This window comes from Nocardiopsis akebiae (genome assembly GCF_018316795.1).
Taxonomy (GTDB): domain Bacteria; phylum Actinomycetota; class Actinomycetes; order Streptosporangiales; family Streptosporangiaceae; genus Nocardiopsis; species Nocardiopsis dassonvillei.
In genome coordinates, this window is the sequence record NZ_CP074132.1 from 5,487,405 (window position 1) to 5,505,077 (window position 17,673).

The following is a 17,673-nucleotide window of genomic DNA, read 5'->3' on the forward strand; positions in this document are numbered from 1 at the left end:
CCCGTTTCCCCGAACGGGCCGAGAACGCGGAGGCGACCCCCGTGCGCACAGCACGCGCAACCACACTGGCCTCGACCGTCCTCGTGACGGCCCTGGCCGCATCCCTCGCGGCGGCCTCCCCCGCCGCGGCCGATCCCCTGGACTCCCCCGCCGACGACACCGCGCTCGCCGAGTTCCACGACCAGGAACTGGCCTGGGCCCCCTGCACCGAGGAGGCGCTCCAGGGACTGGAGTGCGCCGACGTCGTGGTCCCGCTCGACTACTCCGACCCCGGGGGCGAGCGCGTCACGGTGGCCGTCAGCCGGGCCCGCGCCACCGACCCGGAACAGCGGCGCGGCATCCTGCTCACCAACCCGGGAGGGCCGGGCGGGCACGGGCGCAGCATGCCCCTGCCGCTGGACCCGCAGACGGGCACCGGACTCGTCGGGGGCCTGCGGGTCGCCGAGGTGTACGACGTCATCGGCATGGACCCCCGCGGCAGCGGCGGATCCTCGCCCAGGCTGGACTGCGACTCGGAACCCCCGCCCGTCTACCCGAGCCCGACGGACGAGGAGATCTCCGAGGCCACCCGGTCGGCGATCCGCTACCAGCGCGCCTGCGAACAGGCCGAGGGCGACCTGCGCCCGCACATGACCACCGCCAACACCGCCCGCGACATGGACGTCGTCCGGGCCGCCCTGGGCGAGGAGAGGACCAACTACCTGGGCTACTCCTACGGCACCTACCTGGGCGCGGTCTACGGGAGCCTGTTCCCCGAGCGGCTCGACCGCAGCGTGCTGGACTCGTCGGTGCACCCCGACGGCGTCTGGCGCGACGTCTTCATGATGCAGGCGCCCGCCTACAGCGAGAACATGGACCGCTACACGGCGTGGGTGGCGGGGTACGACGACGTCTTCGGCTTCGGTTCGACCCAGGAGGAGGTCTACGCGACCTTCGAGGCGACCGCCGAGCGGCTGCGGGAGGAACCGCTCGAGGTCGCACCCGGCGTGTTCTACGACAACCACCTGTTCCGCATAGAGGCGGGCATGTACTCGCGCTTCCAGGACCAGTGGGACGTGGTCTCGGAGCTCCTGGGTTACATCGTGCACGACCAGCCCCTGCCCCAGCCCCTCGCCGCCCAGGCGGGCGCCCTGGCCGAGGAGGAGTACGGCACGGCCACCATGGACCTGCAGACGGCGGTGCTGTGCGAGGCCGAGTGGCCGGGAAGGATCAGCACGTACCACGCGGACGCCCGGGAGTACCGGGAGGAGCACCCCTACGGCAGCGGCGCCTACTGGGCGGTTCCCCGACCGTGCACCTTCAACGGCCTCGACCGGCCCGAGCAGCCGGTCGAACTGGAACGGGACGGCTATCCCGAGGCACTGGTCATCGCCGGTGAGTTCGACGCCAACACGGCCTACGAGGGCGGCCCGGCCATGGCCGACCGCCTGGACAGCTCCCTGATCACCGTCGCCGGTGACGGCGGGCACGGCTTCTACCTCCCCGGCGGCCTGGACTGCGTCGCCGAGGCGGTGGACGCCTATCTGGTGGACGGGGCCCAGCCCGAGGACCTCACCTGCCAGGGCCTGCCCCCGGCGCAGGTAGACGGGGAGGTCGGGGTGGAGGCCGAGGACCTCGTGGCGCTGCGCGACCGGACCGGCCCGAGCGGCCTGGGGATCTGACCCCGGAGACGACGGCGGCCCGCACTACCCCGCGAGGGGCGGTGCGGGCCGTTCTCACCGCGGCCGCGGAGGACTTTTCATCCCACGACAGGATGAATCAGGTTCCCGGGGTGCTCCGCGGACCGCGGGTCGCCTACCGGAGGAGGCGGCGGGAGGGGCCGGGGTCCGGACGCGGTCCCGGGACCTCCTGCGCTCAGCGGTTGGCGCCCGCGAGGGTACCGGTGACCATCTCACCGATGTTGGCGGTGGTCGCGTAGCAGATGATCTCGCGGTCGTCGGCATGGTCCCAGCTGTCCTGGGTCGGGGTGAGGTAGTAGGCGTAGATCTCCGAGTCGAGGTAGTCGACACCGATGAAGCCGGTGAAGTTCTCGCCCTTGCAGACCTCGTCGGCCTCGGTCTGGACCGCCGAGTCGCCGGGGTACTCGGCGTCGGTCAGCTGGTGGGAGTAGAAGAACTCCGAGTCGTGCTCCTGGGAGCAGTCCACCAGCGGGACCTCGCTGATCCCCTCGCTGAACAGCGCGGTCTCCATCTCGGACTCGATGAAGCAGTCGCCCACCTCCAGGGAGAACACGTCGACGGTCCCGGGGGAGACGGGCTCGGCGGTCTCCTCGGACGCGGTCGGCTCCACGGCGTCCGTGGGCTCGGGGGCGACGGTCTCCCCGCCGTTCTGGAGGGCGGGGGGCAGCAGGGGAAGCGAACCGCAGGCCGTCGTGGCCACCAGGGTGGCGCCGACGGCCAGGGTTCCCAGAACGACACGGCCGAACAGGGGACGGCGCGTTTCGGACAGCATGGGGACTCCACTGGATCGTTCGGTACTGATGCCGATGGGGGACAGGATCGGCGACACCTGTCCAGATGCCCGGGACCCGAAGAAGGTTTCGACCCGGGTCCGGACGGATCAGGTTCTGTTGCGCTCTGAGCACCGCGTGACGCGGACTGCCGCAGGCGGGAGGGGGAAGAGGGGGAGGAAGGGAAGGCCGCTCGGGCGGCCGGGGAGGCGGAGGCGGGACAGGGCCTGCGCCGTCCGGGGCAAGCTCAGCGGCTGGCGCCCTCGAGGGTGCCGGTGACCATCTCGCCGGGGGTGTTGACGTAGCAGATGATCTCGCGGTCGTTGTAGGAGTCCCACGTCTGCTGGGTGGGGTAGAGGTGACCGGCGTAGATCTCCGACTCCGCGTAGGAGACGCCGACGAAGTCGGTGAAGTTCTCGCCGAGGCAGACCTCCTCGGCCTGGGCCATGGTCGCCTCGTCGCCGGGGTACTCGGCGTCGGTCATCTCGTAGGAGAAGAAGAACTCCGAGTCGTGCTCCTCGGCGCAGTCCACCAGCGGGATGTTGCTGACCTCGCCGCTGGCGAGCGCGGTGTTCATCTCCTCCTCGACGAAGCAGTCGCCGACGTTGAGATCCATCACGTTGCCGGCGCCCATGAAGGACATGAGGGCGCCGCAGCCGCTGAGGGCGAACACGCTGCCCGCGGCGAGCGCCGAGACACCGGCGGTACGCAGGAGGGGGGAGAAATTCGACATGGGGATACTCCGAAAGTTATGCATGGGGCTCGCCGTCCTGAAGGGGGCGGCGAAGGGGTAACAATTCACTACCTGGGGGTTTATGTCAATCTCATCTTCGAAAACGACGGAATGGCAGAGAAACGTCACGTTGCGTCTCCACCGCCCCTCCCTCGCTTCACCCCTATGGGATGCCGCAAACACGAAGCAGCACATCACAGACCTATGACGTTTTCCGGAGCCACGTCCTCGTCCCAGCTGCCGCGGAAGGCGGATGCGCGCACACGGGTTCCGGGAGCGGATTCCGGAAAGGACGGCGGAGGGCTTCCAGCGGAGCGCGGGGAGTGATCGCTTCGGGGGAAGCGGGCGAACGGCGCGAGAGCGGCAGGGTGCTCCCGTACAGGGAGTCCACGCAAAAAGCGAGGGCTCCGGCCGTTTCCGGCCGGGGCCCTCGCCTCGGGTGCGTCATCAGGGACTCGAACCCCGGACCCGCTGATTAAGAGTCAGCTGCTCTGACCAACTGAGCTAATGACGCCTGTCGTCCACCGCCCGGCCCTGCGGCCGCGGCGACAGGGACAACTCTACCCGACCGATGGAGTGCCCCGCGCCGCGAACAGCACGGTGTGGGGCACACCACCGGGGCGGCCGCCTCCCCGTCGGCGGCGGCCCGGGCGGACAACACGAAGGCCCCGGGCGGAAGGCGGTGCCTTCGACCCGGGGCCGTTGTCTGTGCGCCATCAGGGACTCGAACCCCGGACCCGCTGATTAAGAGTCAGCTGCTCTGACCAACTGAGCTAATGGCGCCTGTCGTGCCATGGTACCGGCCCTGCGGGCCTCCCCTGGCGACGTCGTTAACTCTAGCAGGACCGCAGGAGGGCCGCGAACCGGTTGCGGACCGGCGGGAGTGGCGGTCCTCCCCTCGGTCCCCTGCCTCGGAGTGCCTAGGCGAAGGCCAGGAACAGCGCGACGATCACGGCGATGAGCAGGACCGCGCCGACGACGGCCAGCACGATCGGCATGACCGGGCGGCGCGCGGGCTCCTCGGTGCTCGGGTTCTCGTCGACGAAACGGCGGAAGTGCTGCGTGGTTCCCGCCGGGTCCAGGTTGGGATCGTTGTTCTGTGTCATGGGGTTGACCCTAGCGACTCATGGGAGTGATGAGGACCCCCGTGGGTATATCTAATCCTTTTCGCTACGCGCTCTTGGTCTTCCCCCGACGCGCACCTGCGGTGACCGCGCTGGGCGATGCGGCGCGTACTCCGCGTCCCCCCGCTGGCGGTCACTTCTCACCCGGGTGAAAGCCGAACGTAAGATCCCCGTTCGACACTGGTCTCGGGAGGACGGGGCTCGGCCGGTACTTCCCCGCGGCCGTGTCGCCCCTCCCGGGGCCCGGCACGCAGCACGGCGGCCATCCGGGCCGTGGGCGTGCTCCCGCGTGCCGGGTCCGCCCCCTCCAGACGGCGCACCAGCTCCACGGCGGACCGGCCCGGGCGGGTGTCGTCGAGCCAGACCGCCGCCATGCGCAGCGGCAGGGGCAGGTGTCCCAGGACGTGGGCGAGGCGGCGCAGCACCGACTCGGCGCACCGGTCCCGCCCCTCCCGCGGGCGCAGCAGGTCCACCGCCGCGTCCGGGGGGAGCGGCCCCACGGGCAGGGCGCGCAGGCCGTCGCGCACAAGCAGGTCGGTCAGCCAGTAGCGGCTGGTGACGAGCGCCGCGCACCCGGTGCCGCCGGGGAGCAGGGGGCGCACCTGGCGCGCGGAGGCCGCGTTGTCCAGTACCAGCAGGACCCGCCGGTGCGCCAGCAGCGTACGGACCCGAGCGGCGGCCTCGTCGGCGTCCATGGCCTCGGTGCCGCGGATGCCGGTGGACAGGGAGCGCACCAGGCGGCGCAGCACCTCGGCCGGGTCGCGCGGGCCGCCGTCGCCGCCGCGGAGGTCGACGTAGAGCTGCCCGTCGGGGAAGTGCGGCGCGGCCGCGCGGGCCCAGCTCAGGGCGAGGGCGCTGGCTCCCGCGCCCGCCGGGCCGCGCACCAGCGCACTGCCGGGAGCGGTGCTGGAGGGGTCCACCAGCCGGTCCAGCTCGGCCAGGGCCTCATCGCGTCCCAGCAGCACGGAGGGCGCGGCGGGCAGCTCGGCCGGTGCGAGGGCGGCCGAGACCGGGGCGGGCGCGCGGACCGGGCCTTCGCCGCTGCCGTCGCGTTCCTCCGCCCCCGCAGGGGCGCCCGGCTCGCCGCCGGGTCCGGTGTCCGGTTCGGCGGCCGGTCCGGGGCGGGGCCCGGCCGCGGGAGCGGGGGGCCGGTCCCCGGTGCCCTGCTCGACGGAGGCGCGCTGGTGCGGGACGCTGGTGCCCGGGGCGCGGTCGAGGTCGCCGCGCAGGATCCCCTGGAAGGTCTCCTGGAGTTCGCGGCCCGGGTCCGCGCCCAGGTGCTCGGCCAGCGCGTCGCGGGTGCGGGCGTACACGCGCAGGGCCTCGCTGGGGCGCCCGCAGCGGTAGAGGGCGGTCATCTGGACCCGGATGAGGGGTTCGCGCTCGGGGTGGTCGGTGGCGATGGGGCCGATCTGGTCGGCCACCCGCTCGTGGTCGCCCCGGGCCAGGGCGGCGCCGAACCCCTCCTCGGCGGTCCGCAGGAGTTCCTCGTTCAGGGGCGGGACGTCGCGCTCGTGCAGGACGGGGCTGACGATGTCGGCCAGGACGGGGCCCCGCCACAGGCCGAGGGCGCTGATGAGGAGGTCGGCGCGTTCGGAGGGTTCGGCGCCCCCGTCGGCGCGGCGGACCAGGGAGCGAAAGCGCAGCAGGTCGCACTGGTCCTCGGTGAGGTCGACCCGGTAGCCGCCGTCGCCGCCCGCGATGAGCGGGGTGCCGCAGTGCTGGTCCAGGACGGCGCGCACTCGGGTCACGTGGACCTGGAGGGCGCTGCGCGCGGACGGGGAGGCCGGGCTCCCCCAGACGCGTTCGATGAGGTGCGCGGTGGGGACGGTGCGCCCGGTGTTGAGCAGGAGCGTGGCCAGCAGGGCGCGGCGCTTGTCCCCGCGCAGGCGCAGCGGAGCCCCGTCCATCTCGACGCCGAACTGCCCTAGCAGTCCGACGCGCAGCCCGCCGGCGGTGTGCGCGGGCGCGCCCCGCCGGGCCTGCCCGGCCGTGTCGTGCCACCGCCTCGCCGGGTCGCTCAGCGACACAGCACCCTCCCCCTCGCGGAGCGCGCGTGCGAGCGGGTGAACCCCGGCGCCCCCTGATTCCAGGGTGCCGCCTGAGCTGGGATATCGCAATCACGCACCCCCCACTTGCCGCTGCGGCCGTCCCTTGGAATCCTGGATTCTCCCGCTTTTTCCCCTCTCCTCGTTGACTCTTCACCACGACCGAAAGAAACTTTCCTCCATGGCGGAAATTCCGAAGCCTGCGGGCGGACGGGCGGAGACCGGACGCGTCTCCGCGCCTCCCGTCCCCACGACGGTCCTGCGCATCCGGTCGCTCCTGCCCTCCCTCGCGCCCGCGGAGCGGCGGGTCGCGCAGCACGTCGTCGACGACCCCGAGCGGGCCGCCGCCTCCTCCATCACCCAGCTCGCCAAGGACTGCGCCACGTCCGAGGCCACCGTGATCCGGTTCTGCCGCACCATCGACTTCAGCGGCTACCGGGAGCTGCGCCTGGCCCTGGCCACCGAGGCCGGTCAGGCGCGTGGCGCCCGCGGGGCGGCACCGGAGCTGTCCAGCGACATCAATCCGGACGACACCCTCGTCACGGTGGTGCAGAAGATCGCCTACACCGACGCGCGCGCGGTGGAGGAGACCGGCGCCGCCCTGGACGTGGAGGTGCTGCGCACGGTCATCGACACGATGGCGGGCGCACGGCGCATCGACGTGTACGGGGTGGGCGCGAGCGCGTTCGTCGGCGCCGACCTCCAGCAGAAGCTGCACCGGATCGGGCTCACCTCGTTCGCGTGGTCGGACGCGCACGTGATGCTGACCAGCGCGGCTCTGCTGGACGAGCGCGACGTGGCGATCGGCATCTCCCACAGCGGGACGACCATAGACACGGTGCAGGCTCTCACGGAGGCGGGGCGGCGGGGCGCCCGGACCGTCGCCGTCACCAACTTCCCCCGCTCACCGATCGGGTTCGCCGACCACGTGCTGACCACCGCGGCCCGGGAGACCACGTTCCGCTCGGGGGCCACCGCGAGCAGGCTCGCGCAGCTGACCGTGGTGGACTGCCTGTTCGTGGGTCTGGCGCAGAGCCGCTACACCGACAGCCGCACCGCGCTGGAGACGACCTTCGAGGCGGTGCGGGGGCTGCGGATCAACGACGACCGCAGGCGCCGCAGGGGCGAGGCCCCCGGCGGCGGGGGCACGGACGACAACGACGGCTGACCGTACGCGTCCCGCTCCCGCCGCCCGGCTCCGACCGGCGGCGGAGGCGGGACGGTCGAACGAGGGAAAGGAACGGCACCGGTGCGGACCGAACAGGAGAGCGCTGTGCACGAAGACGGGCGCGGAACCCGGCCGGAAGGCGGGGACGCCCCTCGGGAGGCCGGCGCCCCGCTGCCCTCCGGAGGGAACGGGGGCGGTGCGGCCGTGATCGTGCGCGCGCCGACGGAGGCCCGCAACTCCGGTACCCACGACATCGACCTGCTCCCGGCGCTGGACGTGCTGCGACAGATCAACGCCGAGGACGTCACGGTCCCCGGCGCGGTGGGCGCGGTCCTGCCGGAACTGGCGCGTGCCGTGGAGCTGGGGGTGGCCGCCCTGGAGAGCGGGGCGGCCATCCACTACTTCGGCGCGGGCACCTCGGGGCGGATCGCCGCCCAGGACGCGGCCGAGCTGCCGCCGACCTACGGCGTGCCCGCCTCGTGGGTGGTGGCCCACCACGCGGGCGGCGGGGAGGCCCTGGCGCGGGCCGTGGAGGGAATCGAGGACGACTGGGAGTCGGGCCGGGCCGACGCCGCCGCGATCACGCCGGGGTCGCTGGCCGTGGGCCTGGCCGCCAGCGGGCGCACCCCGTACGTGGGCGGGGCGCTGGAGGCGGCCCGGGAGCGCTCGGCCGCGACGGTGCTGATCAGCGCGAACCCGCAGGCGCCGCTGGCGCGGGAGGCGGACGTGCACGTGGGCATGGCCACCGGCGCGGAGGTGATCGCCGGGTCCACCCGGATGAAGGCGGGCACGGCGCAGAAGCTGGCGCTGAACGCGTTCTCCACCGCGGTGATGGTGCGGATGGGGCGGACGTACTCCAACCTGATGGTGGGGGTGGACGCCACCAACGGCAAGCTGCGCGGCCGCGTGGTGACCATCCTGACGCAGGCCACCGGGCTGGACGAGCGGGTGTGCGCGCGGGCGCTGAACGCGGCGGAGGGCGACACCCGCGTCGCGCTGGTGTCGCTGCTGGCCGACGTGGACGCGGACACGGCGGCGCGGGCCCTGGGTGAGGCGCGGGGCCGGGTCCGCCCCGCGCTGGCCGGGCTGGGCATGCCGGGCCAGGGCGCCCAGGAGTAGGCGGCGGGGCGGTCGGGACGGCCGCTGTCCCGCGCGGGTCGGACCCCGCGCGGGCCTGATCCCGCACGAGTTGAGTCCCGCGCGAGTTGAGTCCCGCCCGGGTTTTCCACAGGCAGAAGGTTCCTCTGGCGGTGTCCGTCCCGTCCGGCCTACGTTGGATACGGGGGGTCCCCGGCCTCCCCCGCTTCGCGCTGCCCGCGCACCGGAGGTCGCACCCGCCCGGGCTGGGACCCGCCCGGCCTCGACCCCGCGCGGGTCGGGCCCCGCCCAGGCTCTTCCACAGGCGGGAAGTCCCTGTGGCCCGGGGCCGGGCGGGCGGCGTAGGCTCGATTCCGGGGCCCCGCGCGCCGCCGTGGGAGGGGGCCGGTCCCCCCGTATCCGAGTCTCCCGCGCCGCCGCCCGCCCCGCCAGCCCCGGTCCGCGGCTGTGGACGGCCCCGCCCGGCTCAGCCTCGTTCGACGGCGGTGCCGATCAGACCGATCGGCGGGGAGCCCAGGTCCAGCAGGGCCCGGTGGAAGCGCTCCAGGGTGAACCCGTCGCCCCAGCGCTCGCGCGCCCGCTCCCTCAGCCGCAGGATCTCCAGCTTGCCCCAGGTGTAGCGGCCGTAGGTGGGGTCGAAGGTGGCGCGGCGCGCCTCGGCCAGGGCAGCGGGCCCCTGGAGCGGCGTGTCCTGGGCGAAGCGGGCGGCCGCCTCCTGCACGGACATGGTGCCGCTGTGCATGCCGATCGCCACGGACAAACGGGTGACGCGGATGAGCGCCTCCACCCACACCCCGGTCTCGTAGTGGTCGGCGGTCCAGGCGGGGTCGCCCAGGCGTTCGGCGGCGTAGGCGCCGAAGCCCTCGTCCACGCACACCTCCTCCACGTAGTGCGCCCAGCCCTCGGCGAAGGTCATCGAGTGCAGGGCGCGGCGCACCGGCCCGGGCGCCTGACGCAGTGCACGGCCGTGGGAGAAGTGGCCGGGAGCCACCTCGTGCACGCTCACGGCGGGCAGGGTGGTGTGGCTGAACATCTCCAGCCACTCGGCGGCCTCCTCCGCGGTCCAGGAGGCGTCGGGCGGGGTGATGAAGTAGAAGGAGGGCGTGTCGGCCTCCCACGGGCCCGACCACGCCATCATCGCGGTGGCCCAGCGCTGGGAGGGCGGGGAGACGTCCACGCGGCACTCGCCGTCGTTGTGGGGCGCCAGGCCGCGTTCGGCGGTGAACGCCACCGCCAGCTCCGTCCAGCGGCGGGCGGCGTCCAGCACTCCGTCGGTGTCGGGGTGCTGCCGGGTGAGCTCGCGGACGAACTCCATCGTGTCGCGGCCGGGGGCGAGGCGCCCGACGGCCTCGGCCAGGCGCCCGCGCAGGCGGTCGCGTTCGGCCTCGGCGCGGGCGGCCAGGTCCGCGAGGTCGACCTCGACGGCCTCGCCGCTGCCCATGAGGCGGGCGAGCGGCCCGGCGCCGAGCCCGGCGCTGCGGGGGCCCTCCCGCACCGCCTTCTCGACGTGGGCGAGCAGGCGCGCGTGCGCGGCCAGGGCCGCGTCGCGCACATCGGCGGGCACGTCGTCGGGGAGACCGTCGGCCACCCCCCGGACGGCGCCGAGGAGGGACTCCGCGAGGGGGGCGGGCAGGCGGTCCAGGGCCGCGATCGCGTTGTCGACCACGCGCGGCCACTCGGCCAGGTGGGCGATGCGGGCGGCGTCGCGCTCGGCCCGGGGCGCGTACGCGCGGTCGTAGCCCGACAGGTCGAGTTCGTTGACGTGGTAGAGGGGGTTGGCTCGGTGCAGTTGGAGTTCGCCCAGCTCGTAGCGCAGGGCGTTCTCGAAGGCGGCCAGGTGGGCCTCGTCGTGCGGGTCGTCGAGGGGTTCGCCGCCGAGTCCGGCCAGGGCCTTTCGGACCCCTTCGGGCGACAGGTCGGCGACCTTGCCGTCGTACTCGTGCATGCCGGAGCCTTCACGCATGTTCATCGGCCTGAGGTCGGCCAGGCGCCGGAGCCGCGCGGGCAGGTCTTCGTGCTGTGGCTGGAAGGACATGCGGTGACTCTAGCCCCGGAGAGGGCCGTGCGGACAGACGGTTCGCGGGCCTGAACCGGACCGGCCGGGTCCGCTGTGCCGTACCGGAACCTGCGCCGCGCCGGAACTCCGGAGCGGCGCCGGGCGTCTTCCCAAGCGTGACGATCCCAGATCCCGCCACACCCCAGAGTCCCCCGTCCGACGACGACACCGGCGTCCTCCGCGAGCGGCCCTCCCCCGCTTCCGGCGGCTCCGGTACCGACACCGCCGACGACGTCTCCGGCGCCGAGAACGCCGGGAACGTCGGGGCCTCCGCTGGTCGCCGCGGACGCCGGACGTGGCTGGGACGCCTAGCCGTGCTGACCGTGTTCGCGATGGTGGCGGGCTGCGTTCCGTTCCTGTGGGTGCTCTCCTCCACCTCCGACCACCGCCACACCGCCGCCGCCGTGCCGGAACGCCCGGTGGCGCTGGTGCTGGGCGCCGGCGTGCGACCCGACGGGCGGCCCAGCCTGCTGCTGGCCCGGCGCCTGGACACCGCCGCCGACCTCTACTTCGCCGGGAGGGTCGACGTCGTCCTGGTGACCGGCGACAACAGCGTCGAGCACTACAACGAGACCGACACCATGCGCGCCTACCTGGTGGACGCCGGGGTCCCGGGAGAGCACGTCGTGGGCGACTACGCCGGGTTCTCCACCTGGGACTCGTGCGTGCGGGCCCACGAGGTGTTCGGGGTGCGGGAGGCCACCGTGGTCACCCAGGACTTCCACCTGCCCCGCGCCGTGCGGCTGTGCCGTTCGGCGGGCATAGACGCGGTGGGCGTGGCCGACTCCAGCCTGGAGGAGCGCGCCTTCGCCACCGTGTACGGATGGTTCCGGGAGGTCCCGGCGGCGGTGGCGGCGCTGGGCTCGGTGGTGCTGCGGCCCGACCCGACGTTCCTGGGCGACTACGAGACCGGAGTGGACGAGGCCCTGGCGCTGGAGCGCGAACCGGGGGCGGCGGGCGGCTGAGGCCGCCCGGCCCCGGAGCCGTACACGGCGGTCCGGAGGCCGAGGCGGGCGATCGCGACCGGTCGGTCCACCGGCGCCGGGAACCGCGCCGGTGGACCGGGCGCGCCCTACCGTCCTCCGCCGAAGAGGCGTCCCAGCAGCCCGCCGGGCTGGGGGGCGGCGGGCTGCTGCGGCTGCGGGGCCGCGGCCTGCTCCGGCTCCGGTTCGGGCTCCACACCCACGAGCGCGCAGAAGTCCTCGGCGTTGTCCGGCAGTGCCCAGGCGCTCAGGGTCCGCGTGAACTCCTCGTCCTCCCAGGCGGAGGAGGGCAGTTCGGCGATCGTCCAGAGGACCTTGAGGGTCTCCTCGTCGTAGTCGGCCTCGGCGTGCTCCTCGGCGGTGTGGCCCTTGCTGCGGGGGCCGAGCACCAGTTCCAGGCCGACGCCCGTCACGAGGGCGCGCGAGTCCGCCTCGCCCTTGATCAGGCCGGGCAGGATGTCCAGGCGCAGGCGGCGGGCGCGGTCGCCCGCGCGGCCCAGCGCGAGGAAGCCCAGGACCTGCGGGGAGTGCCCGCCGCAGTGCGGCCAGGACTCGTTGAACAGGCCCTGGTAGCCCATGGAGGTGCCGCCGCCGCGGCCGATGCGGCGCAGCGCCTCGCGCGGGGTGTTCTCGCCGTGGATGAGCAGCATCGCCACCGAGGCGGCGAAGGAGTTGTACAGGTTCCCGCCCGCCATCTGGTGGGTGAGGCCGACCGAGAGGTCGACGTCGGTCGGGCTGGCCAGCAGGCCGAGGGCGAACAGTTCCGCGGGGAGCGGGTCGCCGCCGCTGTCCAGCGCGTTCATCACGTCGCGCAGGCTCGTGGGCGCCTGCGGGGCGGGGCGCAGATCCTTGGCGAGCAGGACCTGGGAGGCCCCGGTGACCTCGGCGGTGATGCGCTCGGCGTCGTCGGGCAGGAAGGCCAGGAGGTAGCTCACCCACTCCCCCGCGCGGTCCATGCCGCCGCGGTTGGCGCCGCCGTGGAGCAGGGAGACCAGGTCGGGGACGCGGGCGCGGACGGCCTCGTAGGTGTCCAGCTCGGCCTGGAGGATCGCGGCGCCGCCGGGCTGCTCCATCACGGCGAGCCGGTTGCGCATGCGGTGGTGGTGCTGCTCGTCCGGGGCCTCCTCGGCCCAGTCGCGGTACTGCTGGCGGACCTTCTCGGCGTCGTTGGAGGCCGCCCAGGCCACCTCGTCGCGCCACTGGTCCAGGTCGCGGGCCTCGGGGAAGCGGTCCTCGGCGTGCCCGGCCACCAGTTCCAGGAGCAGGCTCAGGGGACGCCAGCGGTCGGTGGCCGGGGTGGACTCGGCGCAGGCGAGGTCGACCAGGAAGTCGACCGCCTTGGGTGCGGCGAGGTGTCCGGGCGCGGGGAAGTGGATGATGTCGTGGAGTTCGGAGAGCGCGCTGTCGCTCCCGGCGAGCTGGCCGAGGAGCTCGGGGATGCGAGCGCCGCCCTCGGGGGCCAGGGTCGCCCAGTCCACGTTCTCCGCGCCGTCGTGTGGGTCGGTGGTCGCGTTCATGGTGCCGATTATCCCGCCTGAGCCGGTACGCGCGAATCCACCTGTGGACGAGCGGGGCGGTGCGGCGGCGCCGGGGCCCGAGGCCGGGGCGGGCGGCACGAAGCGGAGGGGCCCGGGGACCCCCCTGTCACCACGCCGGGTCCGCCCCGCGCGGCGGTGCCGGAGGCGGTTCGCGCCTGTGGACGCCCGGGCTGCGCGACGGTCAGCGCCTCGGGCCGGGACCCCCTAGAGCTCGCTCCGGGCGGGCGCCGGGCGCAGCACGGCGTCGCGCAGGGCCTTGACCGCGGCGGCGACCTCGCGGGCGTAGCCGATCACGGTGGAGCGGCGGCGGGCGCCCATGCTGGAGTCGCCCACTCCGACGGCGTCGATCCCCGCGGCCCGGGCGAGGGCGACCGTGCGGGGCAGGTGGAAGGACTGGGTGACCATGGTCGCCTCACGGACCCCGAACAGGTCGCGCACCCGCACGCAGGTGTCCCAGGTGCGGTAGCCGTGGCGGTCGGCGTCGATCCGGTCGGCGGGCACGCCCTGTCCGACCAGGTACGCGGTCATGGTGTCGGTCTCGCGGCGCGACACCTCGCGGTTGTCTCCGGAGACGATGATCCGCTCGACCCGGCCGTTCTCGTACAGGCGCACGGCCAGGTCCAGGCGGCGGGCGAGCAGCGGCGAGGGTCCGTCGTTCCAGGCGGCGGCTCCCAGGACCACGGCCACGGGCCGGTGCGGGACGGTGTCGACCTCCCCGCGGCGCCCGGCGCTGCCCAGGAAGGTCCAGGCGTAGGGGCCCAGTGCCAGGGCGCACGCGCCCGCTCCGACCGCCGCGATCCACAAGCCCACCCTGCCGCCCCTTCCCGTCGTCCGGCGCGCGTCCGCCGCCCGCCCGCGCGGTGCCGCGGCCCGCCCCTGTGCTCCCGGGGCGGTGGCCGCCGCCCGCGCGTGCGCGGGGCGCGCGTCGCACCCAATCATGGCGCACCGGCGGAGTGCGGGTATCCGGACGAAGGCGTACGGACCCGCGCGAGAGGCGGGAGAACGGGACTCTTCGGAACGTCCGTGCCGGGCCCGCCTCCCCCGGGAGGCGCGGAACCGGCTCAGCGCGGCGCCGCCCCCGGCCGGAGTCCGGACTCCCGCTCGCGGAGGCCCAGCGCGGCCGGGCGGGAACCGGCCTCAGCTCCCCAGACCCGCCAGAGCGCCCCAGGAGAAGGGCCGCTTGTACCGGATCGTCAGGGATCCGCCCTGACAGGAACCGGTGATGACGAAGTGCGGTGCGGACGCGCGGCGGAGGGAGTCGACGCTGTTGCGCAGCGTGCCGAACCAGGAGGCGTCCGCCTCCACGTCGGCGGTGGCGCCCTCGGGCAGGATCACGTCGCCCGACCCCCAGGAGGCGTCGACGTGGACCTCGACGACGGGGGTGGTCAGGGCTGCCTCGCGGAAGTCGAGCCGGGTGGAGCCGTACTTGTTGTACACCTCGACGCGGTGCGGCGCCTTCCACACGCCCTTGCGGACGACGGGGCTGCCCTGGGAGCGGATGACGAGGGCGTCGCCTCCGTCGCGGCGCTCCGGGAGGAGGCCCCCCACCGGCGGCGCGCCGGTGCCCGGCAGCGTCTCGGCGCCCGTCGGCAGGTCGGCGGTGACCGGTTCGAGGTCGGCGTAGGTCTTTGCCGCGTAGACGGCGTTGAGCCGCTCGTCGAGTTCGTCGAGGGTGATGCGCCCCTGCGCCGCCGCCTCCCGCAGGACCTCCGCCACCTGGTCCCTCTCCGCGTCGGAGACGCGCATCCGACTCATGTCACTGGAGGCCACTGTCGCTCGCCCGGTCCTTTCCCGCTCCTTTTGTCACCACCACGGTAGAGCATGTGTGGAAGGGAGCGCGGTGCGGAACCTGCGCCGCCGCGGCCCGGCCGCTCCGGCGGGCGGGAACGGCCGCGGGGCCCCTGCCCGGCACCCGCGTCCCCTCCCACCGCAGGTTGGCGGCCCGGCGCGCTTTGCGGAGGTCGGGGACTGGGTACCGCTTCTCTAGGGTGGTTGAGGACTCTGCCGGGGTAGGACGGACCCCGGCAGAGTCCTGAACCACACGTGGTTCCCGCCTCCCCCCGGTACACGATCTCGCGTCGGCGCGCGTCTGCACAGCGCGTGTCCGCAACCGGCCACACCGTGAACCGCTCCCCCGCCGCGCGGCCCGCCGTACGGGCCCGGCGCCCCCTTCCCGCTCTTCCGGTTTTCGGCCCTGCCCTCCACACGTGATCGGGGCGCCCTCATACTCCCCGTCGACCCCACGCGGAACAGGCACTCCTCCGGTGCCGCACCCCGACGTTGAGGGGGTTTCGGACATATACATAAACCCGGTTCCGGACGCAGCATCCGACCGGAGAACCGCAGGTCACGGGAACCCCTCCCGACCGCCCCGGAAAACCTTCGCCCAACAGTCGAACACACCTCCGCAAACAAGGCTCTGAACAGGAAAAACGCGAGAGCCTCGACATCTCCCGAACCTGACGGGAAACGCACCGGGAGCGGCGTTTGCCGGAATTCCGCGGCGAGCATCCTTCCTCTGGGAGCCGCGGCCGCACAGGCCGTCCTCCCAGGCCAGACCATCCGATCCGACCTCCCCGAGCACCACAGACACCACCTTGGTCGAAGACCGGAGGAAACCACGACGTGTCCGCCCTCGCGATCGCCCCGACGTTTCTCAGCGACTTCACCCGCCTCGCTCCCGACGTCCAGCTCGACACCCTGGCCGTGATGCGCGCCTGCCAGGTCGGCGACGAGCCCGACCTGGAATCCGTCGCGGGCGCCGCCGACCCGGGCGTCCGGGTCGTCAGCATCGCCCCCGACTGGTCCGGCGTCGTCGTCCCCGACGCCACGGGCCGCGGCCGGACCGGTGACGGCGGCCTCGCCGACGGCACCCGCTACCGCCTGGTCACCGTGCGCCCGCGCGACGAGGCCCTGCGCTTCGCGCGCGACCTGCGCCCCGAGACGCCTGCCGGGATCGACCCCGCCGAGGCCGACCCCACGCCCAGCGGCCCGCCCGAACTGGCCGGGGCCCTGAGGGCCCCCTTCGACCAGTGGCAGCTGACCCTGCACCCCGACCAGCACCGGATCACCGAGGCGCACTACAACGGGTCCACGCAGGTCACCGGCGGCCCGGGGACCGGCAAGACCGTGATCGCGCTGCACCGCGCCGCCTACCTGGCCGAGCGCGACGCCGCGGCCCGCCCCGAGGACGCCCGCGAGTCGGTGCTCCTGACCACCTACAACCGGACGCTGGCGCAGTCGCTGGCCGAGCGGCTCGACCAGCTCCTGCCCGACCCCGTCGTGCGCGCCCGCGTGCGCGTGGCCACCATCGACAGCCTCGCCCGCTCGGTCGTGCAGACCCACACCAGCGTGGCGCCCCGCATGGTCGGCAAGGACGAGCTGGCCCGGCGCTGGCGTGCGGTGGCGGTGGCCGACGGGCTGCCCTTCTCCGGCCGCTTCCTGGTGGACGAGTGGGAGCAGGTCATCCTCGCCAAGGGCCTGGAGCTGCTGCCCGACTACATCCGCTGCGAGCGCAGCGGGCGGGTGCAGCACCTGGCTCCCGAGCACCGCCGCCAGGTGTGGGAGACCGTGCGGCGCTACGTCGGCGCCATGAGGGTGGAGGGGATGTGGTCCTACCCGCAGCTGGCCGCCGAGGCCGCGCGGATCCTGGGCCGCCGCGAGCCGCTGTTCCGGCACGCCGTGGTCGACGAGGCCCAGGACCTGCACCCGGCCCAGTGGCGGATGCTGCGCGCAGCCGTCCCGGAGGGGCCGGACGACCTGTTCATCGTCGGCGACCCGCACCAGCGGGTGTCCGACAACCGGGTGTCGCTGGCCTCGCTCGGCATCAACGTGCGCGGGCGCGGCCAGCGGCTGCGGGTGAGCTACCGGGTGACCCAGGAGATCCTGGACTGGAGCACGCCGATCCTGGACCGCCGCGCGGCCCTGGGCATGGACGACAACGCCGACACCCTGGCCGGGTACCGCTCGCTGCTGCGCGGTCCGGCGCCGGTGGTGCGCGGTTGCGAGGACCGCGCCGAGGAGCTCACCGCGCTGGGCGACTGGGTGCGGGTGTGGCTGGAGGCCGGGGTCGCCCCGGCGGAGATCGCGGTGGCTGGGCGCAACCAGTGGGTCGTGCGCGGCATCGCCAAGGAGTTGGAGGCCAGGGGGGTGCCCACCGCCCAGCTGGAGGACAGCGGCGCCGCCGAGGCGGTGCGCGTGGGGACGATGCACCGGCTCAAGGGCCAGGAGTTCCGGTGCGTGGCGCTGATCGGCGTCAGCGACCACCTGCTGCCGCCCAAGGCCGCCATCGAGGCCGCCGACGGAGACCAGGTGGCGCTGGAGCACGCCTTCCAGCAGGAGCGGACGCTGCTGTTCGTGGCCTGCACCCGGGCCCGTGACGCGCTGTACGTGTCGCACGTGGGCCGGGCCAGCCGTCTGATCGACTCCACTCTGTGACGGCGCGGGGGCGGGGGCGCGCAGACGGCGCCTCCCGCC

The 17,673-nt window shown here is 74.0% G+C and carries 13 protein-coding genes and 2 tRNA genes; 5 read left to right on the forward strand and 10 right to left on the reverse strand.

Going from position 1 to position 17,673, the window contains the following annotated elements; genetic code table 11:
- Window positions 1-41 precede the first annotated feature (41 nt).
- Window positions 42-1,661, forward strand: a complete 1,620-nt coding sequence (locus KGD83_RS23370; protein WP_212641184.1) for an alpha/beta fold hydrolase — start codon at window positions 42-44, stop codon at window positions 1,659-1,661.
- A gap of 193 nt (window positions 1,662-1,854) precedes the next feature.
- Here the strand turns inward: KGD83_RS23370 and KGD83_RS23375 are convergent, their stop codons facing one another.
- From KGD83_RS23375 to KGD83_RS23400, 6 genes are all read right to left on the reverse strand, one after another.
- Window positions 1,855-2,451, reverse strand: a complete 597-nt coding sequence (locus KGD83_RS23375) for a septum formation family protein (RefSeq protein ID WP_212641185.1) — start codon at window positions 2,449-2,451, stop codon at window positions 1,855-1,857.
- Window positions 2,452-2,696: 245 nt separating this feature from the next.
- Entirely contained in the window at window positions 2,697-3,182 is a 486-nt protein-coding gene (locus KGD83_RS23380) for a septum formation family protein (protein ID WP_212641186.1), read from the reverse strand.
- 440 nt (window positions 3,183-3,622) lie between these two features.
- Window positions 3,623-3,696 (reverse strand) — tRNA-Lys (locus tag KGD83_RS23385).
- Between the two features lie 195 nt (window positions 3,697-3,891).
- A tRNA-Lys gene (locus KGD83_RS23390) sits at window positions 3,892-3,965 on the reverse strand.
- A 137-nt stretch (window positions 3,966-4,102) separates the two neighbouring features.
- Window positions 4,103-4,288: a hypothetical protein gene (locus KGD83_RS23395; protein ID WP_212641187.1), complete on the reverse strand. Its 186-nt coding sequence runs from the start codon at window positions 4,286-4,288 to the stop codon at window positions 4,103-4,105.
- A 158-nt stretch (window positions 4,289-4,446) separates the two neighbouring features.
- Window positions 4,447-6,336 (reverse strand): AfsR/SARP family transcriptional regulator, encoded by a 1,890-nt coding sequence (locus KGD83_RS23400; RefSeq protein WP_212641188.1) that lies wholly within the window; start codon window positions 6,334-6,336, stop codon window positions 4,447-4,449.
- 199 nt (window positions 6,337-6,535) lie between these two features.
- On the opposite strand from KGD83_RS23400, the gene KGD83_RS23405 reads away from it, so the two are divergent.
- Together KGD83_RS23405 and KGD83_RS23410 are read left to right on the forward strand one after the other, a co-directional pair.
- Window positions 6,536-7,522 (forward strand): MurR/RpiR family transcriptional regulator, encoded by a 987-nt coding sequence (locus tag KGD83_RS23405; protein ID WP_212641189.1) that lies wholly within the window; start codon window positions 6,536-6,538, stop codon window positions 7,520-7,522.
- 81 nt (window positions 7,523-7,603) lie between these two features.
- Window positions 7,604-8,641, forward strand: coding sequence for an N-acetylmuramic acid 6-phosphate etherase (locus KGD83_RS23410; protein WP_212641190.1), 1,038 nt, complete (start codon window positions 7,604-7,606; stop codon window positions 8,639-8,641).
- A gap of 445 nt (window positions 8,642-9,086) precedes the next feature.
- Here the strand turns inward: KGD83_RS23410 and KGD83_RS23415 are convergent, their stop codons facing one another.
- Complete coding sequence (locus tag KGD83_RS23415; protein ID WP_212641191.1) at window positions 9,087-10,655, reverse strand: DUF885 family protein; 1,569 nt, start codon at window positions 10,653-10,655, stop codon at window positions 9,087-9,089.
- Between the two features lie 137 nt (window positions 10,656-10,792).
- Between KGD83_RS23415 and KGD83_RS23420 the strand changes: the two genes are divergently transcribed.
- Window positions 10,793-11,641: a SanA/YdcF family protein gene (locus tag KGD83_RS23420; protein ID WP_212641192.1), complete on the forward strand. Its 849-nt coding sequence runs from the start codon at window positions 10,793-10,795 to the stop codon at window positions 11,639-11,641.
- 107 nt (window positions 11,642-11,748) lie between these two features.
- Here the strand turns inward: KGD83_RS23420 and KGD83_RS23425 are convergent, their stop codons facing one another.
- The 3 genes from KGD83_RS23425 to KGD83_RS23435 form a co-directional block, all read right to left on the reverse strand.
- Window positions 11,749-13,176 carry a hypothetical protein gene (locus KGD83_RS23425; RefSeq protein ID WP_212641193.1) on the reverse strand — a complete coding sequence of 476 codons (1,428 nt, stop codon included), beginning with the start codon at window positions 13,174-13,176 and terminating at the stop codon, window positions 11,749-11,751.
- A 225-nt stretch (window positions 13,177-13,401) separates the two neighbouring features.
- On the reverse strand, window positions 13,402-14,007 hold the full coding sequence (locus tag KGD83_RS23430) for a SanA/YdcF family protein (RefSeq protein WP_212641194.1): 606 nt from the start codon (window positions 14,005-14,007) through the stop codon (window positions 13,402-13,404).
- A 327-nt stretch (window positions 14,008-14,334) separates the two neighbouring features.
- Window positions 14,335-14,943: a DUF1707 SHOCT-like domain-containing protein gene (locus tag KGD83_RS23435; RefSeq protein WP_212641195.1), complete on the reverse strand. Its 609-nt coding sequence runs from the start codon at window positions 14,941-14,943 to the stop codon at window positions 14,335-14,337.
- An 879-nt stretch (window positions 14,944-15,822) separates the two neighbouring features.
- Here KGD83_RS23435 and KGD83_RS23440 point away from each other — a divergent pair.
- A complete protein-coding gene (locus KGD83_RS23440; protein WP_212641196.1) occupies window positions 15,823-17,634 on the forward strand; it encodes a UvrD-helicase domain-containing protein in 1,812 nt (603 codons plus the stop codon).
- Window positions 17,635-17,673: the final 39 nt, after the last annotated feature.